Annotated in this window: 21 protein-coding genes; 13 read left to right on the plus strand and 8 right to left on the minus strand. The window is 72.2% G+C overall.

What is annotated here, in order from left to right; translation table 11 throughout:
- The first annotated feature begins 126 nt into the window (after positions 1–126).
- On the plus strand, positions 127–819 hold the full coding sequence (locus IE97_RS0111755; protein WP_030236318.1) for a metal-dependent transcriptional regulator: 693 nt from the start codon (positions 127–129) through the stop codon (positions 817–819).
- A gap of 614 nt (positions 820–1,433) precedes the next feature.
- Positions 1,434–2,372, plus strand: a complete 939-nt coding sequence (locus IE97_RS0111760) for an alpha/beta fold hydrolase (RefSeq protein ID WP_030236324.1) — start codon at positions 1,434–1,436, stop codon at positions 2,370–2,372.
- Positions 2,373–2,391: 19 nt separating this feature from the next.
- Here the strand turns inward: IE97_RS0111760 and IE97_RS0111765 are convergent, their stop codons facing one another.
- The 3 genes from IE97_RS0111765 to IE97_RS0111775 form a co-directional block, all read right to left on the minus strand.
- A complete protein-coding gene (locus IE97_RS0111765) occupies positions 2,392–3,984 on the minus strand; it encodes a hypothetical protein (protein WP_030236328.1) in 1,593 nt (530 codons plus the stop codon).
- On the minus strand, positions 3,981–4,772 hold the full coding sequence (locus IE97_RS0111770) for an ABC transporter ATP-binding protein (protein ID WP_030236332.1): 792 nt from the start codon (positions 4,770–4,772) through the stop codon (positions 3,981–3,983). Before IE97_RS0111770 ends, IE97_RS0111765 begins: the two co-directional genes overlap by 4 nt.
- A 116-nt stretch (positions 4,773–4,888) precedes the next feature.
- Positions 4,889–5,551 carry a bifunctional DNA primase/polymerase gene (locus tag IE97_RS0111775; protein ID WP_106975328.1) on the minus strand — a complete coding sequence of 221 codons (663 nt, stop codon included), beginning with the start codon at positions 5,549–5,551 and terminating at the stop codon, positions 4,889–4,891.
- 308 nt (positions 5,552–5,859) lie between these two features.
- Here IE97_RS0111775 and IE97_RS0111780 point away from each other — a divergent pair, with 308 nt between their 5' ends.
- Complete coding sequence (locus tag IE97_RS0111780; protein WP_030236339.1) at positions 5,860–7,245, plus strand: hypothetical protein; 1,386 nt, start codon at positions 5,860–5,862, stop codon at positions 7,243–7,245.
- Positions 7,246–7,446: 201 nt separating this feature from the next.
- A complete protein-coding gene (locus tag IE97_RS0111785; protein ID WP_030236343.1) occupies positions 7,447–9,489 on the plus strand; it encodes a hypothetical protein in 2,043 nt (680 codons plus the stop codon).
- 38 nt (positions 9,490–9,527) lie between these two features.
- Here IE97_RS0111785 and IE97_RS0111790 read toward each other — a convergent pair whose 3' ends face one another.
- Entirely contained in the window at positions 9,528–10,838 is a 1,311-nt protein-coding gene (locus IE97_RS0111790; RefSeq protein WP_030236349.1) for an ABC transporter substrate-binding protein, read from the minus strand.
- 117 nt (positions 10,839–10,955) lie between these two features.
- Here IE97_RS0111790 and IE97_RS0111795 point away from each other — a divergent pair, with 117 nt between their 5' ends.
- Both IE97_RS0111795 and purU read left to right on the plus strand, forming a co-directional pair.
- Positions 10,956–11,456, plus strand: a complete 501-nt coding sequence (locus IE97_RS0111795) for an SCO4402 family protein (protein ID WP_030236352.1) — start codon at positions 10,956–10,958, stop codon at positions 11,454–11,456.
- Between the two features lie 46 nt (positions 11,457–11,502).
- Positions 11,503–12,384, plus strand: coding sequence for a formyltetrahydrofolate deformylase (gene purU, locus IE97_RS0111800; protein ID WP_030236355.1), 882 nt, complete (start codon positions 11,503–11,505; stop codon positions 12,382–12,384).
- 96 nt (positions 12,385–12,480) lie between these two features.
- Here the strand turns inward: purU and IE97_RS0111805 are convergent, their stop codons facing one another.
- Together IE97_RS0111805 and IE97_RS0111810 are read right to left on the minus strand one after the other, a co-directional pair.
- Positions 12,481–13,776 carry a maleylpyruvate isomerase N-terminal domain-containing protein gene (locus IE97_RS0111805; protein ID WP_030236360.1) on the minus strand — a complete coding sequence of 432 codons (1,296 nt, stop codon included), beginning with the start codon at positions 13,774–13,776 and terminating at the stop codon, positions 12,481–12,483.
- Between the two features lie 287 nt (positions 13,777–14,063).
- The gene (locus IE97_RS0111810; RefSeq protein WP_030236365.1) at positions 14,064–14,645 is read right to left on the minus strand and encodes a sigma-70 family RNA polymerase sigma factor; all 582 of its coding nucleotides are present in this window, start codon (positions 14,643–14,645) and stop codon (positions 14,064–14,066) included.
- A 334-nt stretch (positions 14,646–14,979) separates the two neighbouring features.
- On the opposite strand from IE97_RS0111810, the gene IE97_RS0111815 reads away from it, so the two are divergent.
- Together IE97_RS0111815 and IE97_RS0111820 are read left to right on the plus strand one after the other, a co-directional pair.
- Positions 14,980–15,354: an STAS domain-containing protein gene (locus tag IE97_RS0111815; protein ID WP_030236368.1), complete on the plus strand. Its 375-nt coding sequence runs from the start codon at positions 14,980–14,982 to the stop codon at positions 15,352–15,354.
- Positions 15,355–15,521: 167 nt separating this feature from the next.
- Positions 15,522–16,034 carry an EF-hand domain-containing protein gene (locus IE97_RS0111820; RefSeq protein ID WP_030236371.1) on the plus strand — a complete coding sequence of 171 codons (513 nt, stop codon included), beginning with the start codon at positions 15,522–15,524 and terminating at the stop codon, positions 16,032–16,034.
- A 2-nt stretch (positions 16,035–16,036) separates the two neighbouring features.
- Here the strand turns inward: IE97_RS0111820 and IE97_RS0111825 are convergent, their stop codons facing one another.
- Positions 16,037–17,539 (minus strand): class I adenylate-forming enzyme family protein, encoded by a 1,503-nt coding sequence (locus tag IE97_RS0111825; protein WP_030236375.1) that lies wholly within the window; start codon positions 17,537–17,539, stop codon positions 16,037–16,039.
- An 89-nt stretch (positions 17,540–17,628) separates the two neighbouring features.
- Here IE97_RS0111825 and IE97_RS0111830 point away from each other — a divergent pair, with 89 nt between their 5' ends.
- The 4 genes from IE97_RS0111830 (at position 17,629) to IE97_RS0111845 (ending at position 21,793) form a co-directional block, all read left to right on the plus strand.
- Positions 17,629–18,825, plus strand: a complete 1,197-nt coding sequence (locus IE97_RS0111830; protein WP_030236378.1) for an amidohydrolase family protein — start codon at positions 17,629–17,631, stop codon at positions 18,823–18,825.
- Positions 18,825–19,958 carry an acyl-CoA dehydrogenase family protein gene (locus IE97_RS0111835; RefSeq protein WP_030236382.1) on the plus strand — a complete coding sequence of 378 codons (1,134 nt, stop codon included), beginning with the start codon at positions 18,825–18,827 and terminating at the stop codon, positions 19,956–19,958. Before IE97_RS0111830 ends, IE97_RS0111835 begins: the two co-directional genes overlap by 1 nt.
- Before the next feature lie 6 nt (positions 19,959–19,964).
- Positions 19,965–20,870, plus strand: coding sequence for an acyl-CoA dehydrogenase family protein (locus tag IE97_RS0111840; protein WP_030236386.1), 906 nt, complete (start codon positions 19,965–19,967; stop codon positions 20,868–20,870).
- Positions 20,871–21,313: 443 nt separating this feature from the next.
- Positions 21,314–21,793 (plus strand): ATP-binding protein, encoded by a 480-nt coding sequence (locus IE97_RS0111845; protein ID WP_030236391.1) that lies wholly within the window; start codon positions 21,314–21,316, stop codon positions 21,791–21,793.
- A gap of 1,247 nt (positions 21,794–23,040) precedes the next feature.
- Here IE97_RS0111845 and IE97_RS0111850 read toward each other — a convergent pair.
- The gene (locus tag IE97_RS0111850; RefSeq protein WP_030236398.1) at positions 23,041–23,967 is read right to left on the minus strand and encodes a cyclase family protein; all 927 of its coding nucleotides are present in this window, start codon (positions 23,965–23,967) and stop codon (positions 23,041–23,043) included.
- Between the two features lie 106 nt (positions 23,968–24,073).
- Here IE97_RS0111850 and IE97_RS0111855 point away from each other — a divergent pair, with 106 nt between their 5' ends.
- A complete protein-coding gene (locus IE97_RS0111855; RefSeq protein WP_030236402.1) occupies positions 24,074–24,988 on the plus strand; it encodes an SDR family NAD(P)-dependent oxidoreductase in 915 nt (304 codons plus the stop codon).
- Positions 24,989–25,074: the final 86 nt, after the last annotated feature.

Here is a 25,074-nt window from a genome sequence, read left to right on the forward strand (position 1 = left end):
GCGTCGTAACCTCCGCTGTGCCTCCGGCGGCACGGTTGTCGGTGGTATCCGGCAGAATTGGGTCGAGGGCCAGCGCACGCGCCGGTGAGCCGTCCAGCCTCCGGCAGATCTCATCGAGGGGCACGTATGTCCGGACTGATCGACACCACGGAGATGTATCTCCGCACCATCCTCGAGCTGGAGGAAGAGGGTGTGGTCCCCATGCGCGCCCGTATCGCCGAGCGGCTCGACCAGAGCGGCCCGACGGTGAGCCAGACGGTGGCGCGGATGGAGCGTGACGGTCTGGTGTCCGTCGCCAGTGACCGGCATCTGGAGCTCACCGACGAGGGCCGCCGTCTCGCCACGCGTGTGATGCGCAAGCACCGGCTCGCGGAGTGTCTGCTGGTCGACGTGATCGGTCTGGAGTGGGAGCAGGTCCATGCCGAGGCGTGCCGCTGGGAGCATGTGATGAGCGAGGCCGTGGAGCGCCGCGTCCTGGAGCTGCTGCGGCACCCGACGGAGTCGCCGTACGGCAACCCGATCCCGGGTCTGGAGGAGCTCGGCGAGAAGGACGGCGCGGACCCGTTCCTGGACGAGGGCATGGTGTCGCTGGCCACGCTCGACCCGGGTGCCGAGGGCAAGACGGTGGTGGTGCGCCGGATCGGTGAGCCGATCCAGACGGATGCGCAGTTGATGTACACGCTGCGGCGGGCGGGCGTGCAGCCCGGCTCGGTGGTGAGTGTGACCGAGTCGGCGGGTGGTGTGCTGGTCGGCAGCGGTGGTGAGGCGGCCGAGCTGGAGGCGGACATCGCTTCCCATGTGTTCGTCGCCAAGCCCTGAGGCGGCGGCTCGTCGGTTCGAGGCCGGCGCCGACTCCCGTTTCGCAGGGGGTGCTCGGGGCGTTGGCGTGATCCCGTCGAATCCGGTATTCGGTCCGTCGAATGGCAGCGCTCGCGCGGTTCCCGTGCGACGCTGTCGCGTGGGGCATATGACCTGAGGGGCTCTTGGCCGCGGCTCGACAGCGATGTCGCCCGGCCGGGGAGGGGGCGGGAGGATGTGCCGTGGAGATGGGGAAGGCCCCGGCGCCGTGTGGCGCCGGGGCCTGTCCTCCCCTGTGCTGACCCGGAGCCCCGAGCTCTCAGGGTCATTCCCCTCGGACCGGTTTCCCCGAGCGGTCCGCCTCCCGCTGAAGATCTCCCCCCGGCAGCGGCGATCAATCCCCGGGGATGGTCACTCGAACGAGGGGTGTTGCCCGCGACAAGCGCATTCTCGAATGGGCATTCGATAGTCTGCATGGTGACGCAGGGCACAGACACACCAGCAGTCACAGCCGACGAGACCCACTGACAGCACGGCACAAGGCACGGCAAAGGCACAGCAGGCAGAACACGGTTCACAGGACCGGACGGCCCGAGACGGCCGCGGTCCGCGCGAAGCTTGGGGGGTGCCAGGACATGGCGCGACGCATCGACGTGACCGGGACGGGCGGCGTACGCCTCGCGGCCTGGGAGTTCGGCGACCCGCCCAAGCCGGATCCGGGGCAGGACGCCCATGGCGCACCAGACGCGCGGGGCACGGACCGGGACAGCCAGGGCCCGCGGGACGGGCGCACCGCACTGGACGGCTCCCCGGGGGTGCTGTTACTGCACGGCCTCATGGGCCGCGCCTCGCACTGGGCGCCCACGGCCCGCCGGCTCTCCGGTCGGTACCGGGCGGTCGCCCTCGACCAGCGCGGCCACGGCCGTAGTGACAAGCCCCCGCACGCGTCCTTCACCCGCGGCGCCTATGTCGACGACGCCGAGGCCGCTCTCGAACAGCTCGGCCTCGCCCCGGTCGTCCTGATCGGTCACGCCATGGGCGCGCTGACCGCCTGGCAGCTCGCCGCCCGGCGCCCCGACCTGGTTCGCGGCCTGATCATCTGCGACATGCGGGCCTCCGCGCTCGGCGGCGCCTCGCAGCGCGAGTGGGCCCAGTGGTTCGAGTCCTGGCCGCTGCCGTTCGCCACCCTCGCCGACGTCCGCAAGTGGTTCGGCGAGGACGACCCCTGGGTGGAGCGGCCCAATCCGGCCCGCGGCGAGTTCTACGCCGAGGTGATGGCCGAGTCACCGGACGGCTGGCGCCCCGTCTTCGATCCGGAGCAGATGCTCCGCTCCCGCGAGACCTGGGTGTACGACGCCCACTGGGAGGAGCTGGCCCAGGTCCGCTGCCCGGCCCTGGTCGTGCGCGGCCTCGACGGCGAGCTGGGCCGCGCCGAGGCCCAGGAGATGGTCCGCGTCCTGCCCCGCGGCCAGTACGCGGAGGTCGCCGACGCCGGCCACCTGGTGCACTACGACCAGCCGGAGGCCTGGTACGCGGCCATCCAGCCGTTCCTGGACGGCCTCGACACCGAATGAATCCGGGGGAGCGCCCGGGTCACCCCTTGCTGACCGCCACGAGGATCTCCGGCAGCCGACGGGCCGTCTGAGGAGCGGCCAGCCGCAGTCCCACCACGGTGAGCACCGCCCCGTACGCCGTGCCCACCGGGAACAGCAGCCACGTCCAGTCGTCGCCCCGCGCGCTCACGTTCAGCCAGATCGTGAGCGCGATGAGGGGCGCGCACAGCACTGCGGCCGCGATCATCCCGCCGAAGATCGAGATCCAGGCGAGCCCGGTCTGCCCCGGGGCGACGTTCTTGTAGCCCTCCTGCGGGATGGAGTAGGGGAAGCGGGCGGACGTCCACGCCCCGGTCGCGAGCATCGCGCCGAGCAGCGCGAAGGTCAGCCCCAGCGCTTCGGGCAGCCGCCGCCAGTCGCCGAGCATGGCGGTCGTCAGCACGGTGACGAGCGTGGCGTAGGGCAGGGTGATCAGCAGCAGGGCCAGCGCGCGGGCGCGCAGCTCGACGTAGGCGTCGCGGGGCGACGAGATGGTCAGCGCGACGATCCAGAACGCGGAGGTGTCCTGCCCGAACTGGTTGTACATCTGGATGCCGAGCATCCCGGCGGCGAAGCACGCGAAGTACACCGACCCGGTGCCCTGCCAGGCGTTGAACACCGGCACGATCAGGCCGATGGCCAGCGACGTCACCCAGGCCGCCTTGGTCTTGGGGTCGCGCCACACGTACCGCAGGCTGCGCTCCATGACCGTGCCCGTGCGGCCCGCGGGCAGCAGCCGCCCGAGCCCGGTGGACGAGCGCTCGCGCACGGCCGTCTCGGTGCCGGCCAGGGTGGACTCGTCGGGCGAGGTCATCAGCTTGGTCAGATGCCGTGACCACACCGCGAGCAGTGCCGCCAGCGCGCCCGCGGTCAGCGCCAGTTGGACGGCGGCGCGGCCGTACGACCCCTCGCCCACCGCGTGCACGGCCGCGACCGCCGAGGCGGGCGGTACCCACTGCAGCACGTCCCCCACCGGGTCCAGCTCGCCGAGCCCCGCCGTGCCGAGCCGCTGCGCGCCGAAGTTCACGACCTGCGCGCCGACCGCGATGACGAGACCGCTCAGCACCGCGAGGTCCCGCCCCTTGCGGCTGGCCAGCAGCCGTACGTTGGCGGCGGCGACGGCCCGCGCCAGGGCCAGGCACACCAGCAGCGCCAGGACGACCGCGACGACACCGACCACGAACGCCGCACCGCCCCGGGCCACCGCGATCACGGAACCGGTCAGCAGCAACAGCGTGAACAGCGGCCCGATGCCGACCAGCGAGGCCGTGAGCAGGGCCCGCACCAGCGGCCGGGGCCGCAGCGGCAGCATCACCAGCCGGGTCGGGTCGAGGGTCTCGTCCCCGCTGGGGAAGAACAGTGGCATCACCGCCCACCCGAGGCCCAGCACCGTCACGGCCAGCACGACCAGCGACTCGACGTGCGCGTGCCCGCGCAGCGCGATCAGGCCGATCAACTGCAGTGCGGCGAACAACAGGGCGAAGACGGCCGACGCGATGTAGGCGGCCTTCCGTCCGCCGGACTGGCGCAGCCCGTTGCGCAGCAGCGACAGCTTCAGCCGTACGAAGACGGGAGTGATGGGCGGGGCGCTCACCGGGACCCGCCGCCCAGCCAGTCGAGATCGGACCCGGCGTCCCGGCTCTGCGCGCCGACGAGTTCGAGGAACGCCTGCTGCAGCGAGGGCGCGTCGCCCCGCACCTCGGCGAGGGTCCCGGTGGCGCGGATCCGCCCGGCGGCCATCACGGCGACCCAGTCGCACAGTGACTCGACGAGTTCCATGACGTGGGAAGAGAACACGACCGTGGCGCCCGAGGCGGTGTACCGCTCCAGGACGCCCCGGATGGTATGGGCCGACACGGGGTCGACGCCCTCGAACGGCTCGTCCAGGAACAGCACTTCGGGATTGTGGAGGAGAGCGGTGGCGAGCCCGATCTTCTTGCGCATGCCGGTCGAGTAGTCGACGACGAGCTTGTGCTGGGCGCCCGCCAGGTCGAGAACGTCGAGGAGCTGGGTGGCGCGCTTGTCGACCTCGGCACCGGGCAGCCCGCGCAACCGCCCGGTGTACGCCAGCAGTTCCCGCCCCGACAGCCGCTCGAACAGCCGCAGCCCCTCCGGCAGCACCCCGATCCGCGCCTTCACCTCGACGGGGTCCCGCCACACGTCGTGCCCGACCACCTCGACGGTGCCCTGGTCGGGCCTGAGCAGCCCGGTCACCATCGACAAGGTGGTGGTCTTCCCGGCCCCGTTCGGCCCGACGAGCCCGATGAACTTGCCCGCCGGCAACTCGAGATCGACCCCCGCGACAGCCACCTGCTGCCCGAACCGCTTCCAGAGCCCCCGCACCCGCACCGCGCTGGATCCCACCGCGTCTCCCTCCGTCACGGAGAACCCTACGGTGGTGCACCGGCCTTCTTTCAGGGGCGCGGGGAACTGCGCGAGCGACCACGACGAAGCCGCAGCCGCCGATGGACGCGAACCGGACAGGACAGAAGGCGCGACTACCGATCCCTGCCGCACGCATAGGCCAACGGCGAGATCAACTCCTCCGCATCCGGCAACCACCGATTCGCCGGAGTCGGCCGGCAGGCCCACTGCACGGCCCCCCGCGAGCCGAACCGCGTGGGCGGCGCAGCCACGTACGCGCCTTCACCCAGCACCGTCAGATCCAGCGACGCCAACGACCACCCCAGTTTCCGCACCAGATCGGGCACCTTCGCAGAAGCCCCCGGCAGCACGAAGAACTCCATCCGCCGGTCCGGAGTGAGCGTCACCGGCCCCAGCGTCAGCTCCATCCGCTCCATCCGCGCGAGCGCCAGAAACCCCGCGGTCTCCGGCACGGAGATCGCGTCGAACGTCCGCCCCGTCGGCAGCAGGATCGACGCCGCCGGCTGCTTCTGCCACATCCGCCGCGCGACGGTCGCACTGCCCGTCGCCTGCGTCGCCCAGTCCGGACGCGCCGGGTGCGAGCCGGGTGCCGGGCACGCCGCGTCACCGCAGGAGCAGCGCTGGCTGCCGTCGGCGGCTTCCAGCCAGGTGCCGGGGAACACGTCCCAGTGGCGTTCCTCGGCGTAGCGAACAGCGGTCTCCAGCAGCGATTCCCCGCGCTGCTTCGGGATCTGAGCGGCTTCGGTGCCGGCGATCGTCTCTTCCACGATGAGCACAACTCTGGTCGTCACCGGGGGTTACGCCCGCCCGCGTGCGCGGGGAGGAGCATCGCCGCTGACCTCGGGGCGCATGGGTGCATGTGCGGGGGCGCGCGGGAGGACCGACGGCCGGAGCTGGGTAGCCACGAGTGGGGCCGGCACCAGCCGTCACCCCGGCAAACCTCACATGCCTCGCATTTTCGCCTGGTCGGCGGGGCATTGATCTTCACGGCCGGATCTTTTCGCCGGGACGTGAGGGGTTCGGCCGCGGAAGAGACACGTCAACTCGGTGCGTGGGCAGGCACCGCAGCCTCAGGGGGTACGCCATGGCCGCAAGGCCGCTCGTCGCCCGTCAGCCGAACGAACGGCTGCAGGCGCTCATCCAGGAAGCCGGATGCTCCAACGCCGGCCTCGCCCGGCGCGTCAACATGTGCGGTGCCGAGCACGGTCTCGACCTGCGCTACGACAAGACGTCGGTGGCGCGCTGGCTGCGCGGACAGCAGCCGCGGGGCCGGGCTCCGGCGATCATCGCCGAGGCGCTGGGCCGCAAGCTGGGCCGTACGGTCACGATCGACGAGATCGGCATGGCCAACGGCAAGAACCTCGCCTCGGGTGTCGGTCTCCAGTTCTCGCCGACGGTGCTGGGGGCCATCGAGCAGGTCTGCGAGCTGTGGCGCAGTGACGTGGGGCGGCGGGACTTCCTGTCCGGCTCCTCCGTGGCGGCGTCCGCGCTGGTCGAGCCCAGCCGCGACTGGCTGATCTCCGCGCCCGACGGCCAGGTGGCGCGCTCGGCGGGCCCGCGGGTGGGCCAGTCCGACGTGCAGGCGGTACAGGCCATGACGCAGGCGCTGGTGGACCTCGACCACCAGTACGGCAGCGGGCATGTGCGCCCCGTCGTCGTGCACTACCTCAACAGCGTCGTCTCCGGGCTGCTGGCGGGCTCGTACCGGGAGGCGGTCGGGCGGGACCTGTTCGCCGCGGTGGCGCGGCTGACGGAGCTCGCCGGGTACATGGCCGTGGACACCGGGCAGCCCGGTCTGGCCCAGCGCTACTACATCCAGGCACTGCGGCTGGCCCAGGCGGCCGGGGACCGGGGTTACGGCGGCTATGTGCTGGCCGCCTCCATGAGCCACCTCGCCGCGCAGCTCGGAAACCCGCGGGAGATCGCGCAGTTGGCGCGGGCGGCGCAGGAGGGGGCGCGGGGGCGCGTGACCCCTCGCGCCGAGTCCATGTTCTACGCGGCGGAGGCGCGCGGGCACGCCCTGATGGGTGACGCGCGCGCCGCCCAGGAAGCCGCCGGGCGCGCGGTGAGCGCCCTGGAGGCGGCCGACCCGGCCGCCGGGGACGACCCGGTGTGGATCGCGCACTTCGACGAGGCCTACCTCGCCGACGAGTTGGCCCACTGTCACCGGGACCTGGGGCAGGCCGAGGCGGCGGCGCGGTGCGCGCAGGAGTCGCTGGCCGGGCACCCCGAGTCGCGGGCGCGCCGCCGGGCCATCGGCTATGTGCTGTTGGCCACGGCGCAGGTGCAGCAGCGCGAGATCGAGGAGGCGTGCAGCACCGGCATGAAGGCCGTGGACCTGCTGGAACGGCTGCGCTCGAACCGGGGCGCCGAGTACCTGGAGGACTTCCAGCAGCGGCTGGAGCCGTACCGGGACGAGGCGGTGGTACGGGAGTTCGGGGCGCGGCTGGACTTGCAGGCGGCGGCGTGAACACAGGGTCGGCGGATGCGTGAACATGCGGGAAACGGCCGCTTGGCGCGCGGGAGGTGACATGAGCGGCGTGCCGTGACCTGGTTGTGTTACCGCGCTCACAGGGCTCGAGGTCAGGCCCTGTGCTGCGTGGCACGGGGCTCAGGGGACCCGGTAGCGTGACCCGACGATTCACAAGGTCCCCCATAAGTAGGAGTCCCGGTGACGCAGAGTGGACGGGGCGAGGAGCCCTCGGCGCGCCCCGCGCGCGAAGGCATCGTGCTGCCCTCCGACGGTGGCGAACCCCTGCTGCCGGGCATGACGGGCGGACCCGCTGACGCCCCCGCCGGCCGCCCGACCGGCCGGCCGCAGGCCGCCGCCCCCGCGGAGGGCCAGACCTGGGGCCAGCCGTGGGGCCCCGACCAGCAGACACCGCCGCCACCGCCGGGCCAGGGCTGGCAGTCCCCACCGCCCCAGCAGTGGACGGAGTCACCGGCCTGGGACGCACCGGGCCCGGGAGCGCTCCCCACCGAGGGAACACAGCCCCCGAACCCGTACAGCGCTCCTGCCGGGGGAGCCCCGCTGCCTCCGGAGGGCGCCGGCCCCGTCGGCGGACCCGTCGGCTACGGAAGTCCTGCCGGAGGCGCTGCCGGTGCGTACGGACCTGCCGAAGGCGGTTCCAGTGCGTACCAGCCCGCCCCCGGCACGCAGCACGCGCAGGCCCCCGGTGCCGCACCCGCCGGTGGCCCGCAGCCGCCGGCCGCTGACGCCTACGGGGCTTCCGCCGGGCACGGTCTGCCGCCCGGCTCGGGCGCGTACGGGCCTGCGGCAGGGGGCGGTTCACAGCAGTCGGCCGCTGACCCGCACAGCTTCCCTGCCGGGGGAGGACCCCTGCCGCCGGCCTCCGGTGCGTACGGGTCTCCCGCCTGGGGCGGCCTGCCGCCGGCCTCCGGTGCGCACGGGCCCGCTGCCGCGAGCGGCCAGCAGCCGCCTGCCGCTGACGGACACGGTGCCGCCGCGGGCGCTCCCCTGCCGCCCGCCTCCGGTGCCTACGGGTCTCCCGCCGCGGGCGGCCCGCAGGCCGGGTCCGGGTCGGTCGCGGGTGGCCAGCAGCCGCCTGCCGCCGGCGGACACGGTGCCGCCGCGGGCGCTCCCCTGCCGGCCGTCGCCGACGAGGGGGCGACTCAGTACCTGCCGCCCGTCGCCGGGGACGGTGCCGCGGCGACCCAGTACCTGCCGCCCGTCGCGGCGTCCGCCGACGAGGGTGCGACGCAGTACATACCCCCGGTGGGCCCGGGCGCCCTGCCGCCCGAGATGCCCGCCGATCACGACCCCGAGGCGACCACGTTCCTGGGGACCGGGCCGCGGGCCGGTGCGGGAGCCGGGCCGTTGCCGCCCGCGTCGAACCCGGACGCCGAGGCGACGCAGTACATCCCGCCGGTGCCCGGCGGGGACAACCAGCCGCCCGCCGGCTTCGAGAACCTCTTCCGCAGCGAGCGGGGCGCACAGAGCCCGGCCGGCGCCACCCAGCAGCTGCCCCGCATCGAGGAGCCGCAGCCCTCGTACGGCGCCTCCCAGCCCTCTCACGCCGCTCACGGCGAGCCCGGCGGCGGGCGGGCCGGTCGCGGCGGCCGCAGCGGCTCGCGCGTGCCGGTCATCGCGGCCGTCGGCATCGGCATCGCCGTCCTCGGCGTCGGCGCGGGCGCGTTGCTCGGCACCGGCGGAGGCGGGGACGACGACGGCGGCGACAACAAGACGGTGGCCGCCTCGGCGCCCGCCACGGCGGAATCCGCGTCACCGTCCGCCGACCCGGCCCGGGCCCAGGCGGTCGAGCTGGACAAGCTGCTCGCCGACAGCGGCGACAGCCGGAGCGCCGTGATCAACGCGGTGGCCGACGTCAAGGGCTGCGACAACCTGGCCCAGGCCGCCAGGGACCTGCGCGACGCGGCCCGGCAGCGAGGCGAGCTGGTCACCCGGCTCTCCGGCATCACCGTCGACAAGCTGCCCGACCACGCCGCGCTGACCACGGCCCTCACCAAGGCGTGGCAGGCCTCGGCCTCGGCCGACAACCACTACGCGGCCTGGGCCGACCAGACGGCCGGCAAGAAGGGCTGCAGGAAGGGCCAGGCCCGGGTCACCGGCCAGACCCAGGCCGGGAACCGGGCCAGCGGCGTGGCGAGCACCGAGAAGGCCAAGGCGGCCGCCCTGTGGAACGGGATCGCGAAGCAGTACGGACTGACCGAGCGTCAGCCGACCCAGCTGTGACGTGAGGTGATCCGGCGTGAACCACTGAGCGGGTGCGCTCAGTAGGTCACGTCGGCGTCCTGGAGCGTCCGCGTCGTGTCGACGAAGCCCTTGCGCGCCGACACCAGCCGCCCGTCCCGCACCACCTGGAGGGTCACGTTCGCGTTGACCAGGCGCGGGAAGCCGACGGAGGCGAGCTTGTCCTGGAAGTGCCACCGCAGCGTCGGCGTGAGCCCGCCCGTGCTGACCTTCAGACCGCCGTCGAGGGCCTCCGTCACGGTGTCGGCGGTCACCTCTGCGGAGCCGAGCGACTCGACGACCTTCCGGAACACGGTGTAGGCGATCCACGTGGTCTGCACTCCGGCGTCCGCGGCGTCGATGCGGTTGTCGCCGAAGGCCTCCTCCTCGATCACCTTCTTCATCCCGTCCCAGCGCGGATCGCTCGCCACGGGGTACCAGCCGGTGATGTACGAGCCCTCGTACGGCCCCGACGCCCCGCCGGTCGCGTCGATCACCGTCTGGTCGACACTGCCGAGCACGGTCGCCGTCCGTACGTCGGGATAGTCCTCGCGGGTCCGCCGGAAGGAGTCCATGAAGGTACCGGTGCGGTCACCGAGCGCGGGCACCACACATCCCTCCTCGCCCGGCGTGGCGGTCGTCGTCCGCAGCGCCCGCGCGGCATGGCCGTCGTACTCGGTGGCGTCCTCCGCCGCCCGCTGGTCCGTCGCGGCCGGGTGCCCGCCCGATTTCAGGCCGGAGTCGAGCAGCGGGGGCAGCTGGTCGCCCACGATGCTGTCGGGCCGGATCAGCGCGACCGGCCCGCAGTCGGCGAGCGTGCGGCCGAGCCCGGCCAGCAGCGCGGGCTGGCCGCCGTTGACGGGGTAGGACAGGGGGCTGGTGAACTCGGCGTTGGTGATGCCGTAGCCGCCGATGTACGGGATGCCCGCGCCCTCCAGGGAGGGGAAGAAGGAGTCGGCGTACTGACTGTAGGATCCTACGACCGCGACCACGTTCTCCTTGGCGGCCCGCCGTGCGCACTTGGCGGTGGCCACACTGTCGTTGTGGTCGTTGCAGGTCAGCACGTTGAGCTTGCGGCCGTTGATCCCGCCCTTGGCGTTGATCCAGCGGGCGTAGGCGCGGGCGAAGGCGGGCATGCCGGGCTTGTTGGTCGCCTTGGTGTCCTGGGGAGCCCAGGTCATGACGGTGATCGGGTCGTCCCCGGCGCCCCCCGTGGTGCCGGGGACGACGCCGCAGCCGGCGAGGAGCGACGCGCACGCGACCGCCGTGCCCACGGAGAGGACGCCGTTTCTGGCGTGACGGGTGAGGAGGCCGGGGAGGAATGTGCTGCGCTTGCGTCGCCTGCCGGTCATGGTTCCGCACGATTCCGCCACACGGCTAACCCGTGAGTGATCTCGGGTCAACAATTGGTGACGCACAGGTGAATTGCGGGGGCAGAAGTGACCGATGTGGAGGGGAACGTACGATCGATGACCGTGCAAGCTTCGGAGAACTCTTCCCGTCGTGGCCGTCGCTCATCCACCATGGGCGGCATGCCCGTCAATGACATGCCGTGGTGGCGCTGGCGCAGCAATGTGCGCTCGGCGCTGCACATGCTCTCCGATCCCGTCTTCCAGCGGGACGTCTGGCTGGCCGGCGTGGAGGGCTACGGCGACGTGACCGACGCGGTGTACCGGCTGGTGGAGGACACCTGGCTGGACCACTGGTCCGCGGAGAAGTACGTCGGCACGATCTTCCGTGACGCACAGGAGGCGGCCCTCGTCGACGCCGCCGTGCTGCGGGTGCTGCGGATCATGCACCAGGTCGGGCCGGACGCGCCGGTCGCCGCGTACCTCGAGCACCAGGCGTGGCCGGAGGCGGTCGGAGCGGCCCGGGACGCGCATGTGCGGCTCGCCACGAGCGACGGCGAGGAGCCGGACGCGCCGCCGCGCAGCCTGGAGGTGCTGCGGATCATGACGAGGTCCGCGTAGCGGGACGATTGCCGGTGCCGTCGGTCCTTGTGGGACCCTGTCCTGCATGAACGAGCAGTCCACCAGCGCCGCGGTCCCGGCCGACCAGTACGTCCTCACCCTCTCCTGCCCGGACCGCAAGGGCATCGTGCACGCCGTGTCGAGCTACCTGTTCATGACAGGCTGCAACATCGAGGACAGCCAGCAGTTCGGCGACCACGACACGGGACTGTTCTTCATGCGCGTCCACTTCTCGGCGGACGCGCCGGTGAGCCTGGAGAAGCTGCGGGCCAGCTTCGCGGCGATCGGTGACTCCTTCCAGATGGAGTGGCAGATCAACCGGGCCGACGAGAAGATGCGCGTCCTGCTGATGGTCAGCAAGTTCGGGCACTGCCTGAACGACCTGCTGTTCCGGGCGCGGACCGGGGCGCTGCCGGTGGAGATCGCCGGGGTGGTGTCCAACCACACGGACTTCGCGGAGCTGGTGAAGTCTTACGACATCCCCTTCCACCACGTTCCGGTGACGAAGGACACCAAGCCGGAGGCGGAGGCGCGGCTGCTCGACATCGTGCGTGAGGAGGGCGTCGAGCTCGTCGTTCTGGCGCGGTACATGCAGGTGCTGTCGGACGACCTGTGCAAGGCGCTCTCCGGGCGGATCATCAACATCCACCACTCGTTCCTGCCGAGCTTCAAGGGGGCGAAGCCGTATCACCAGGCTCACGCCCGGGGTGTGAAGCTGATCGGGGCCACCGCTCACTATGTGACGGCTGATCTCGATGAGGGGCCGATCATCGAGCAGGAGGTCGAGCGGGTGGGGCACGACGTGACGCCGGAGGGGCTGGTCGCCATCGGGCGGGACGTGGAGTGCCAGGCGCTGGCCCGGGCGGTGAAGTGGCATGCCGAGCGGCGGATTCTGCCCAATGGGCGGCGGACCGTGATTTTCGCCTAGGAGCTCGGGGGTCCCGTTTCGTACGCGAGTGACGGTGGGTGGGGGTTGTTCGCGCAGTTCCCCGCGCCCCTGCGGACGTGCCCCTCACGTCGGGTTCTACATCCGGCTGAGTGAAGCGGCGGCGTAGAGGACGTCTCTGATCGCCTCCTTGTCTCCCACCTGGCCCGCCGCCGCCTCCCGCGGGGGCACGTGTCCCGCTGCCAGGTGGCAGAACTCGACTCCGTCCAGGGCGACGTGGGCCACCTCGTGTTCGGCGGAGCCCTTGGCCGCGGGGGAGTCCAGCGGGATCAGCCATTCGCCGCCGCCCGAGCCCTCGATCTCCAGGCGCAGGCTGCGGCCGGGTTCGCCGGCCGCCACCAGGCGGTGCTGGGCGGGGGCGGCCAGGCCGTTGCCGCGACGGTGGGCGAGGACGGCCGGGAGCATCCGGGCCGCCAGGTCGATCATGCGGTGCAGGTGACGCGGGGACGGCGGCTCGAAGGGGTAGTCCACGGCGTCGGCGATGTCCTCCGCGTGCACCCAGCACTCGAAGGCCCGGTCCAGCATCGCGTCGTGCAGGGGCAGCTCGAAGCCGCCGTACGGCACGCGCGTCCCGTCCACGCCGCCGCCCGTGAAGGACACCGCGCGGACGAGGCTGTGGCTCTGGTCGCGCCAGGGCGCCCGTACCGCGCGGGTGGGCGGGAAGTGGGAGGCGCGCCAGTACGCCTCGGTACGGGCCGCCGGGGTCGGCCGCGGGGGCGTGACGTCGCCCAGGGGGTCGTCCAGGCCGAGCGCGACCGCCACCAGCCCGTCGACGCTGAGGAGATGGGCGATGACCCCGGCGACGGTGGTGCGGCGGCTGGTCGGCTCGTCGCCGCGGAACCAGCGCAGGCGGACCGGCGCGTGCCACTCGGCGTCACCGAAGTCCTGGAGCAGGGCGTCCAGACGCGCGGTCTCGGCGTCGTACGCGGCAGCCCAGTCCGGCACCGGGATGCGCGGCGGGCGCCGCTCCAGGCAGGACTCCAGGACGCGGGTGCGCAGGCCCGGGTCCAGGTCGAGGCTCTCGGGGCGCTGCAGCAGCCCGACCGCCTCGCGCAGCCGCCGCGCCTCGTCGGCACACGCGCCGCACTCGCCGAGGTGCAGCTCGACGGCTGCGGCCTCCTCGGCCGAGCACGCGGCCAGCGCCCAGGCACCGAGCAGGGACTTCAGCACGGGGTGTTCGAGCACGGGCCCTGCCGGTGGTGGGGCCGCGGGCAGTGGCGACGAGCCGTCCTCGACGGAGACCCGGGGCATGGGGATCCGCGGCGGCTTCCGGTGCCCGGTTCCCTGCTCACCGCCGCGCTCGGGCCCACCTGGCCCGCCTTGACCCTTCTCGTCCCGAATGCCGGTTTCTTTCCGGGTGTTGTCCTGCTCCACGGGACCGCCGGACTCTTCGGGGCCGCCGGACCTTTCGGGGCCGCAGGGCTTCTCGGGAGCGCCGGACTCTTCGGGAGCGCCGGGCTCTTCGAGGCCACCGGGCTCTTCGGGACCGCAGGGCCTCTCGGGACCTCCGGACTCCACGGGAACGTTGGACCCTTCGGGACCTCCGGACTCCACGGGAGCGCCGACCTCTTCGATGCCGCCGGGCTTCTCGGGAGCGCCGGACTCCGCCTGGCCGCCCTCTCCCTCATGGGCGTCGTACGCCTCGAACCGGTCCGGCCCGCTCACGCCGCACCCCCGTACCCGGGCGGTGCGCCCGGAGCCTCGGAGTCGTGGGCGGTGGACAGCAGTTGCAGGCCGAGGCGGAGGCGGCGGCGGGCCTCGTCCTCGGTGATGCCGAGGTCGGTGGCCGTCTGACGGTAGTCCCGGCGCTGGAAGTAGGCGCCCTCCAGGGCCGAGCGCAGCGGGACCGGCATGGACTGGACGATGTAGTCGGCCCGGGCGGCGACCGAGGCGCGGCGCACTCTCCGCTCCAGTTCCTCCGTGGTGCCGGAGCCTTCGCGGGCGAGGGCGGCGGTCTCGGTGGCGCGCAGGCGCTGGACGGCCAGGCGCTGGGTCAGGGTGGCGACCCAGGTGCGCAGGGGGCCCTGCCCGGGGTCGTAGGAGTCCGCGTGCTCCCAGACGTGGACGAAGACCTCGCGGGTGATGCTGTCGGCGGCGCGTTCGTCGCCGAGTACCCGGTGGGCGAGGCCGTGCACGAGGGAGGCGAACCGGTCGTAGAGCTCACCGAGGGCGGCCGCCTCCCCGCGGACCAGCCGCTGCTGCATCTTGCGGTCCCAGCGGGGCGGTACGTCCCTTTTCGCCATGCGGCTCCCTCGCCCCCTGCCCGTGTCCCGCGCCCGTGCCCTGCCCAGCCTGTGGTCGATGTCTCTCCGAATGTAGTCGGCACGTCCGGTGGTGCACGCCCCTTTATGGCAATGTGCGCCCCCTGGTCGGCCGCAGGTGGTAGAGGGCCGCCTACCCATCCGCTCTCCGATCAGACGTGTCTGGTTAGGATCGAATCGGATCGAAGTCGACTAAATCAAGCCTCATCTGAGAGGTATCCGTTTCCTGAGATGTGTTTCAGGGAACGGCCGCTGGGCAGCCACGCTGCAAGGAAGCGTAGGCATTGCTTCCGTTTTGGCGAGCGAAGGGCGTGTGGTGACCTTCAAAGTGACCGGCGGCGAGCAGGGCGAGTGGGCCGTGCTCCAGGTGTCGGGCGAGCTGGATCTGGTGACGTCGCCGGTGCTGCGTCAGCGTGTGCACGACGTAGTGGCCGAAGGGCACCACTGTCTTGTCCTGGACCTGTCCGACGTGTTCTTCTGCGACTCCAGCGGCGTCGGCGTGCTCATCGCCGCCCGTCGCCTGATCCGTTCCTGCCAGGGCCGGCTGCGGCTGGTGCTGCCCGCCCGGGGCGCGGCCGACGGGTCGCATGTGAACCGGGTCCTCGGCGCGCTGGGCGTACGCAGGCTCTTCGACGTGTACGGCGATGTGGACGCGGCCCTGGGCGACGAGGGTGAACCCCTGTCCGCGTGACGGTCCGGTGACGCACGGTGGGCCGAGTGTCGCTGTTCTGAAACGCTGTTGTCCTGGAATTCCCCCGGTCTTGGCACAAGTGACGTTTTTCCGCGCCCGAGCGGCCCCCTCCGTCGTACGCTCCGAGCGAGACGCACCCACCCGACGTAAGGCGGCCTGAAAGAGACATGGTCAGCAGCGAGTACGAGCGCAAGATCGCCGCCCGGTTCGCCACCTTCGACCAGGACGGCAACGGCTACATCGACCGCGAGGACTTCATGGGGGCGGCCAAGGCGCTGCTCACGGAGTTCGCCGTCGCGGCCCGGTCCGACAAGGGGCAGGCGCTGTACGGCGGCGCGGAGGCGTTCTGGCAGGGCATGGCGGGGATCGCGGACCGCGACGGCGACCAGCGCATCACGCGTGAGGAGTTCGTCACCGGCGCGGTCAAGCGCCTGCGTGACAACCCCGACCGGTTCGCCGAGATCGCCCGCCCCTTCCTGCACGCGGCCCTGGACGTCGCCGGCACCGACGGTGACGGCACGGCGACGGTCGAGGAGGCCGCCCGCGTCCTGAAGTGCCTCGGCGTCCCCGAGGACGCCGCCCGCGCGGCTGCCGGCACGCTCGACGCGGACGGCGACGGCAAGGTCGGCGAGGCCGAGGTCGTCCCCGCCTTCGCCCGCTACTTCACCGTGCCCGAGTAGGGTCACGCGCCCGAGTAGCGCTCGCGCAGCTTGTACTTCAGCACCTTCCGCAGGGTCTCGCCCCGCGGAAGGGCGTCCACCACCTCGAGCCGCTCCGGCAGCTTGTGCACGGACAGCCCCTCGGCGCGCAGGAACGCGGTCACGGCCGGGAGCGTCAACGCCTCGGCCCCGGGCGGCTGTTCCACCACCGCGCACACCAGCTCCCCGCGCCCGGCGTCCGGCAGCCCGATCACCGCCACGTCCCCGACCGCCGGATGCCGGTGCAGCAGGTCCTCGATCTCCTGGGCCGAGATGTTCTCGCCCTTGCGGATGATCACGTCCTTCAGCCGGCCGGTCAGGACCAGGTGCCCGGTCTCCTTGAGGCGCCCGAGGTCGCCGGTGCGCAGGAACCCCTCCTCGTCGAAGGCCTCCGCCGTCTGGCCCGGGTCCAGGTAGCCCCGGCACACGGCCTCCCCGCGCAGCCGCACCTCGCCGTCGACGATCCGTATCTCCATCCCCTCCGGCGGCCGCCCCTCAGTCGTCGCCAGCAGCTCCGGGTCGTCGTCCGGCGCCCCCATGGTGATCATCGGCACCTCGGTCATGCCGTACCCGTGGGTGAGCCGCACGCCCATCTCGCGCACCACCGCGTGGTACAGCTCCGGCGGCTTGGGCGCCCCGCCGCCCGCGAGCAGCCGCAGGGAGGGGACGATCGGAGTCCCGGGTTTCTTGCGCTGCTCCGCCAGGAACATCGAGTAGAACGCCGTCGACCCGCCCGCCATCGTCACCCCGTGCCCGCGGTACGCCGCCAGCGCGTCCGGCAGCGCGAACTGCTCGAACAGCACCGCCGGGAACCCGTACAGCAGCAGCATCACCGTGTAGTCGGGCCCGCCGATGTGCGCGTACGGGAAGGCGATCGACCCCACGTCGTCCGCCGAGGGCCGCAGCGCGTGCGCCAGACAGGAACCGCCCGCGAGCAGGGAACGGTCCGTGTGCAGCACGCCCTTGGGGTCGGAGGTCGTGCCCGACGTCCAGTAGATCCAGCGGACGGCCGTGCCGTCGGAGGGCGGGGGAGGCAGTACGGACGGATCGCCGTCGGGCAGGTCGTCGTACGCCTCGAAGACACCCTTCGCTCCGAGCCGCCGGGCCATCTCCGCGTGGTCGAAGCCGCGCCACTCACCCGGCACCGCGAAGAACTCCGCCCTTGACTCGCGCAGCGCGAAGCCGACCTCGCGGTCCCGGTAGAAGGGGATCACCGGGCTCTGCACGGCGCCCAGGCGGGCCAGCGCGAAGGAGAGCAGCACCGTCTCGATGCGGGTGGGCAGCTGCCAGGCGACCACCGTGCCGGGGCGCACGCCCATGCCGTACAGCCCGGCCGCGACCCGCTCGGCACGCGCCCGCAGCCCGTCGCAGGTCAGCGTGCGGTCGTCCTGGAGGAAGAGCGGGTGGCCGGGGGTGAGGGCGGCCCGGCGGGCGACGAGCTCCCACAGTGTGCGGGACGAACTCAGGGCGTACGGGGTCTCGTTCACGGCTGCCCCCTGCTCCTTGGCTGACGGGTCGTCAGGTGGGATGCTATCTGACGCTGCATCAGATAAGTACCGCCCGGCGGAGGGGACCCATGGCGATCGAACTGCCCCGCATCATCAGCGTCGACGACCACGTGATCGAGCCCGCCCACCTCTTCGACACCTGGCTGCCGGCCAAGTACCGCGACCGCGGGCCCCGGCCACTGACCGCCGGGATCGGTGAACTCGCCTACGTCGGCGGCAAGTACCGGATCACCATGGACCCGGACGGCCCGCCCACCGACTGGTGGATCTACGAGGACCTGAAGTTCCCGTACAAGCGCAACATCGCCGCCGTCGGCTTCGACCGGGACGAGATGACCCTGGAGGGCATCACCCGCGAGGAGATGCGACCCGGCTGCTGGGACCCCAAGGAACGCCTCAAGGACATGGACCTCAACCACGTCGAGGCGAGCCTCTGCTTCCCCAGCTTCCCCCGCTTCTGCGGCCAGACCTTCGCCGAGGCGCACGACAAGGAGGTCGCCCTGGCCTGCGTGCGCGCCTACAACGACTGGATGGTCGAGGAGTGGTGCGGCGACAGCGGCGGGCGGCTCATCCCGCTCTGCCTGATCCCGCTGTGGGACGTCGGGCTGGCCGTCGCGGAGATCCGCCGCAACGCCGCGCGCGGGGTGAAGGCCGTGACCTTCTCCGAGATCCCCACCCACCTCGGGCTGCCGTCCATCCACTCCGGCTACTGGGACCCCTTCTTCGCGGTCTGCCAGGAGACCGGCACGGTCGTCAACATGCACATCGGGTCCTCGTCCCAGATGCCGGCCGCCTCCCCGGACGCCCCGCCCGCCGTCCAGGCCTCGCTCAGCTTCAACAACGCGATGGCCTCGATGATGGACTTCCTGTTCAGCGGAGTCCTGGTGAAGTTCCCGCGCCTCAAACTCGCCTACTCCGAAGGCCAGATGGGCTGGGTCCCGTACGCCCTGGAACGCGCCGACGACGTCTGGGAGGAACACCGCGCCTGGGGCGGCGTCCGGGACACCGTCCCCGAGCCCCCCTCGACGTACTACTACCGGCAGATCTTCTGCTGCTTCTTCCGCGACAAGCACGGGGTCGCGTCGATCGACGCGGTCGGCCGCGACAACGCCACCTTCGAGACCGACTACCCGCACGTGGACTCGACCTTCCCGCACACCAAGGAGGTCGCCCTCGACCACGTCGGAGGCCTCGACGACGAGACGGTCTACAAGCTGATGCGGGGCAACGCCATCCGGATGCTCGACCTGGACCTCGACCGCTGATGGACCTGTCGTACACGCCCGAGGAGGAGGAGTTCGGGGCCGGGCTCAGGGAGTGGCTCGCGAAAACACTCCCCGGCCTCCCGCCCGGGCCGTCCCCCGACGACTGGCCGGGGCGGCGGGCGTACGACCTCGGCTGGCAACGCAGGCTGTACGACGCCGGGTACGCCGACGTTCACTGGGGCGCCTCCCCGACCACCCGGCTGATCTTCCTGGAGGAGACCGAGAAGGCCGGAGCGCCCTACGTGGGGGCCAACTTCGTGGGCCTCCTGCACGCCGGCCCGACCATCGCCGCCGAGGGCACGGACGCACAGCGGGCCCGCTGGCTGCCGCCGATCCTGCGCGGCGAGGAGGTCTGGTGCCAGGGCTTCAGCGAACCGGACGCCGGCTCCGACCTCGCGGCCCTGCGCACCCGCGCCCGGCGCGACGGCGACGACTACGTGGTGACCGGCTCCAAGATCTGGACGTCCCACGCCGAGGTCGCCGACTGGTGCGAGCTGCTGGTCCGCACCGACCCGGACGCCCCGAAGCACCGGGGCATCACCTGGCTCGCCCTGCCCATGGACGCGTCCGGCATCACGGTACGGCCCCTGCGCACGCTCGCCGGGTCGGCCGAGTTCGCGGAGGTCTTCCTCGACGAGGTGCGGGTACCGGTGGACAACCGCGTCGGGGACGAGAACGACGGCTGGCGCGTCACGATGGTGACGCTGTCCTTCGAACGCGGCACGGCCTTCGCCGGCGAGGTCGTCGCCTGCCGGCGCGTCCTCGGCGAACTGGCCGTCGAAGCCCGCGAGAACGGCCGCTGGGACGACCCGGCGCTGCGGCGCCGGCTGGGCAGGCTCAACGCCGAGTTCCGGGCGCTGTGGCGGCTGACGCAGTGGAACGTGAGCGCGGCGGAGGCGGCGGGCGGCGTGCCCGGCGCCGGGGGCTCGGTCTTCAAGCTCCGGTACTCGCACGCCCGCCAGGAGCTGTACGACACCGCGGCCGAGGTCCTGGGCGCCGACAGCCTCGACCTGGACCGGCCGTGGACGCTCGACCGGCTGTCCTCGCTGTCGTACACGATCGCGGCGGGCACCTCGCAGATCCAGCACGACATCATCGCCGAGCGGCTCCTCGGCCTGCCGAAGGGACGGTGACGGGCGGTGCGGTTCCGGCTGACGGACGATCAGCGGGCCCTGCGGGACGGGATGCGGCAGGTGCTGGCGCGACACTTCGACGGGGAGGCGCTGCGGGCGGCGGCGGGCGATGGCGGAGCGGGCCGTGCCGTCCGTCCGGCCGGTCCGGACCGGGTGATGTGGCGGGCCCTCGGGGACGCAGGGTTCTTCGCGCTGCGGTTGCCGGAGGCGGACGGCGGGGTCGGACTCGGACTGCCGGAGGCGGTGTTGGTGTTCGAGGAGGCGGGGCGGGCGCTGCTGCCCGGGCCGCTGGTCGCCACGCATCTCGCGGCCGGGGTGGTGCCGGGAGCCGCCACCGGGGAGACGGTCGTGACGGCCGTGGACGGCGGGCTGGTGGAGTGGCTGGCGGAAGCCGACGTCGTACGCGGTGACACCACCGGAGCCGTACCGCTGCGCTCCCTCGACCCGCTGACCCCCCTGCACCGCGTGCCCGGCGGCGCGGCGGCGGCACCGGATCCCGTCGCCGTCCTCCTCACCGCCGCCGAGCAGCTCGGCACGGCCGGCCGGGTCTGCGAACTCGCGGCGCAACACGCCCGGGCGCGCGAACAGTTCGGCCGTCCTGTCGGAGCCTTCCAGGCGGTCGCGCACCTGTGCGCCGGGATGCTGGTCCGGACAGAGACGGCCCGTGCCGCGGTGTACGCGGCCGCGGTCACCGCCGACCCTGTCGACATCGCCGCGGCCCGGCTGCTCGCCGACGAGGCCGCCGTGCGCGGCGCCCGCGACTGTCTCCAGGTGCACGGCGGCATGGGCTTCACCTGGGAATCCGAGGTCCATCTGCATATGAAACGCGCATGGGTTCGAACTCAACGCACCGGGGGAGTCACGGAGAGTGAGGAGGTGCTCGCGGTAGATCTGCTGACCGGAACGCTCTGACAGGCCGACTTGGCGCGGCGGCGCTCCGCGGCCCCGCGGGCATGTCGCGGATCGTGGCATACCGGAACTACGGAGAGTTGATATCGGGTCGTGTCCCGCGCGTGGCTCGTCACCGCCCGGAGTCGGCCGTCCGCTCGGGTACCTTGTGTGAGATGCGAGTGGCTCTGAGTGCAGCGCGGCCCGGTGGCGCCGCCTGTTCGACTGCCCATGGCGAGCGTCGCACAGTATGCCGTACGGGTACTCCTTCGCGCTGGAATATGCCCGAAGCGCTTGTTGGGGTGACTGTACGTCAACCATGCTGTCCCACAAGGGATTCACGTTCCGTGATCTCTGCCCCGGCCGTTGTTCTGGCCATGCAGAAAATGGCTACGATCGTGGCCTTCGTGAGGCGCGAGCCTAAGTGTCCGCCGGTTCGGATGGTGTGAGCGGTGCAGGTGCTTCAAGTGCAGCTGGAGATCCGGCCCGACCCCGCAGAAGTGGGGCGGGCCCGGCAGTGGGCTCGCTCGCGCCTGGCCGGGTCGGGCATACGGGCCGACGAGTCGCTCGCCGAGACGCTGATTCTGCTCGTCTCCGAGCTCGTCACCAACGCCGTGGTGCACACCGGCTGCCCGGCGGTGCTGCGGCTGTCCCTGCCGGGTGCGGCGACCGGGGAGGCCATCGTCCGTCTCGAGGTCGCCGACCGCAGCCTCCGTGCCCCGGTACCCCGGTGCGCGGACGACGACGCGACCGGTGGCCGCGGGCTCGCTCTCGTCGACGGTCTCGCCGACCGCTGGGGCTGGAGCGCCGAGGGCGCCGGCAAACGCATCTGGTGCGAGCTGGACTGCGACGCGGCATCGCGCGACGCCGCAGCGTGCGGCAGTGGCGCCGTGCCGTACGGCGGGTCCGCGACGGCTCGCGAGGGAATCGCCTACGAGGCGGTTTAGGGCCGTTGCGCCTGCACCCCTCCGGGCCGCCGTCGTCTGACGTGGTGGCTGGGGTGTACGGATGCACGGAGGCTGACCGCTCCTGTCCTGCTGCGAGGCGATGCGCCGGGGTGTGCTTCCGTGCGCGCCCAGAACAAAAGGGGTCATAAACCGATAAACCCCCGAACGGGTGTTGACGCCTCGTAATGGTTTGATCACGCTTGTGGTAGCGATTCGCCGTGAGGGGACGGCGAGGGCTTCAGCGGCGGAAGTCCTCGGCGAGTGTGGGTCGTGATCCGGTGTCGATCACCTCAGGGCCCGGGGGGACTCGGGGGTGGAGCACCGGATCGGGGTGGCGGCGCGCGCTGCCGGGCTCGGGGCGTGCAGCGCCGCCGTCGGCCGTCCTTCCGCAGGGGGGTTTGCTGAGGGGCGACGAGAGCCGTCCCGGGCCGGAGGAATCCGGTCCGGGACGGTGCGGACACCGCCGCCGGCCAGACGGCGGGGGCCGCGATCCGGGTGTCGGGGCCACGGCGGTGACCAGGGTCGACGAGGTGTTGGTGACGTTGGTGGCCGACTTGCTGCCGGGCATGGAGCACTCCTCACTGGTTGATGGAGACGTGCGAGGAACCGGCGAGAGTCATCCGGCGACCGCCGCCGCGTTGTGGCGTGCGCCGCCGCTGACGGCCTGATCTTGTCCCCTGGGCAAGGAGAAAACCGGCATGAGCTGCCTCGACGTTCCCCGGTACGGGGATGGGCAGCCCGCCGGTTCGTACTCTCAGTGACCCACAGGGCCAACGGAGTGACAAGGGGGCGTCAATTCACATCACCCGGATGGCGTAGTGGCCGAGGGGGTGTGCGTCCGGTCCGCGGGACCGCGTCGGCCGGTGCCGTAGACGACACCGGCCGACCGGATCCAAGTCCCCACCAGGGGTGCCCATCGCGGTATGCCAACGTGATCACTCCCGGCTTCTCCGGAGAAGCCGCAGGTGCTCTGACTGCCGCATCCCCCGGTGAGGATGGGCGGCCCACCGGTTGGATCTCCTTCAGTAATCCACTACTTCACGGGACCGGCAAGGCGCTCCTGGTCGTGTCACGCGAATGGCCCAGCGGAATATGCGCTCTCGGTGGCGGGTGGGCGGTACGACTTCGTCACCGGGGACACGGCGGGCGAGCAGGGCGGCGGTGTCCTCCGTGACGGCGGTACGGTCGTCCTGACAGGCGCCTTTGTCACCGGCGAAGCGGCGAGGCCGAGGGCTGGAGGCCGAAGGTCACAGGACGGCCACGGGGGCCACCGGGGCACCCGTGGCGCCCGTGAACGGCTCGGGTGTCGCCGCCAGCAGGAAGGCGTAACGGCCCGCTTCTCCACAGGCTGTGGACAACTCTTCGAGATTCCAGTTCTGGCCCTGCGGCATCCCCATCTCCACGAGGTGCAGGGCGTGCACCGGCAGCCACAGTCCGTCCACCTCGGGCGGGAACACCTCGAAGGTGAGGGTGTCGTCGGCGACGGCCGCGACATCGCGCGCGTGGAACCACTCGGGCGTCCGGATCGACAGCCCCGGCGACGGATAGGCGTACGTGTGCCGGTCCCCCGCCAGGCAGAGCCGGATCTGCCCGGTCCGCACGAGCACGATGTCGCCGGCCCCGACCCGCGTACCGGCGAGTTCCTCGGCGGCGTCCAGGTCCTCCGGAGTCACGGCGTACCCGCCGTCGAGCCGGTCCGTGCCCCGGGCGCGGGCGACGTCGAGCAGCACTCCGCGCGAGACGACCTGCCGGACCTTCTCCATGCCGCTGAACTCGGCGCCCCCGTGCGGGGTGATGGTGTCCGCTGGGCGGCCGTTGTAGATCCGGCCCGAGTGCGAGACGTGCGGCAGCGCGTCCCAGTGGGTGGCTGCCTGGAGCCCCATGGTCACGGCGTCGTCGCTGCAGGCGACGGTGCCCGGGCCGAAGAGCTCCTGGTTGATCTGCACCATGACGTGCAGCGGGTCGATCCGCCCCGGGATCATCCCGGTCTGCACGCCGTCGCGCCGCAGGGGCAGCGCGAGCGGGATCCGGCGCCCGGAGCGGACGGCCGCCGCCGCTTCCCGCACGACCTCGTCGGTGATCAGGTTCAGCGTGCCGAGCTCGTCGTCGGCTCCCCAGCGGCCCCAGTTGTTCACCCGCCCCGCGATGTCCTGGAACGCGTCCGGCAGCGACATGAGTCCTCCCCGGGGGTTGTCTTCCCATATCTGACGGGTCGTAGAATCTGGACATCCGCGAAATCTAACGGTCCGTCAGAAACTGTGGGACGGGAAGGGGCCGGGCGTGGGGAACTTCTTGGCGGGCAAGGTCGTCGCCGTCACCGGCGCGGGCCGGGGCATCGGCCGGGCGGTCGCACTCGCGGCGGCGGCCGAGGGAGCGAAGGTCGTCGTCAACGACTACGGTGTCGCCGTCGACGGCGCCTCGCCGACCAGCGCGGTCGCCGAGGCGGTCGTCAAGGAGATCGAGGCGGCGGGCGGGGACGCGGTGGCGGTCGCCGACGACATCTCCACCATGGCGGGCGGGCAGCGGGTCGTCGACGTGGCGCTGTCGTCGTACGGCCGGCTCGACGGTGTCGTCTGCGTGGCCGGGATCCTGCGCGAGCGCATGCTGTTCAACATGACCGAGGAGGAGTGGGACCCGGTCGTCGCGACCCATCTGAAGGGCACGTTCACCGTGTTCCGGGCGGCCTCGGCGGTGATGCGCCGGCAGCGGGCCGGCACCCTGATCGGTTTCACCAGCGGCAACCACCAGGGGTCGGTGTCGCAGGCCAACTACAGCGCGGCCAAGGGCGGGATCATCTCGCTCGTGCGGAGCGCCGCGCTGGGGCTGCACAAGTACGGGGTGACCGCGAACGCGGTGGCGCCGGTCGCGCGGACCCGGATGTCGGCGGGTGTGCCGATGGAACTGGCGGAGATCGGGGAGCCGGAGGACGTCGCCGCGCTGGTGGTGTACCTGCTGTCCGACGGGGCGCGGGAGCAGGGGATCACCGGGCAGGTGTACACGGTCGCCGGAGCGAAGATCGCGGTGTGGGCGCAGCCGAGGGAGCTGCGTGCCGCGTACGCCTCCGGCGGGTGGACCGTGGAGAGGATCGCGGAGTTTCTTCCCGGGTCGGTGGGGGTGGATCCGATGCCCATGCTGGAGAGGTTGCGGGAGATGGAGAGGGCCGCTCGCGGAGGGGAGCGGCCGAACGCCCAGTAGCTCGGGGGCACGTGTCGTCGGGCGGGTGTGGGCGGGGTGTGGTTTCTCGCGCAGTTCCCCGCGCCCCTTGGGTTTCTCCGCAGCAG

The sequence above is a fragment of the Streptomyces sp. NRRL S-455 genome (assembly GCF_000717875.1).
GTDB lineage: Bacteria > Actinomycetota > Actinomycetes > Streptomycetales > Streptomycetaceae > Streptomyces.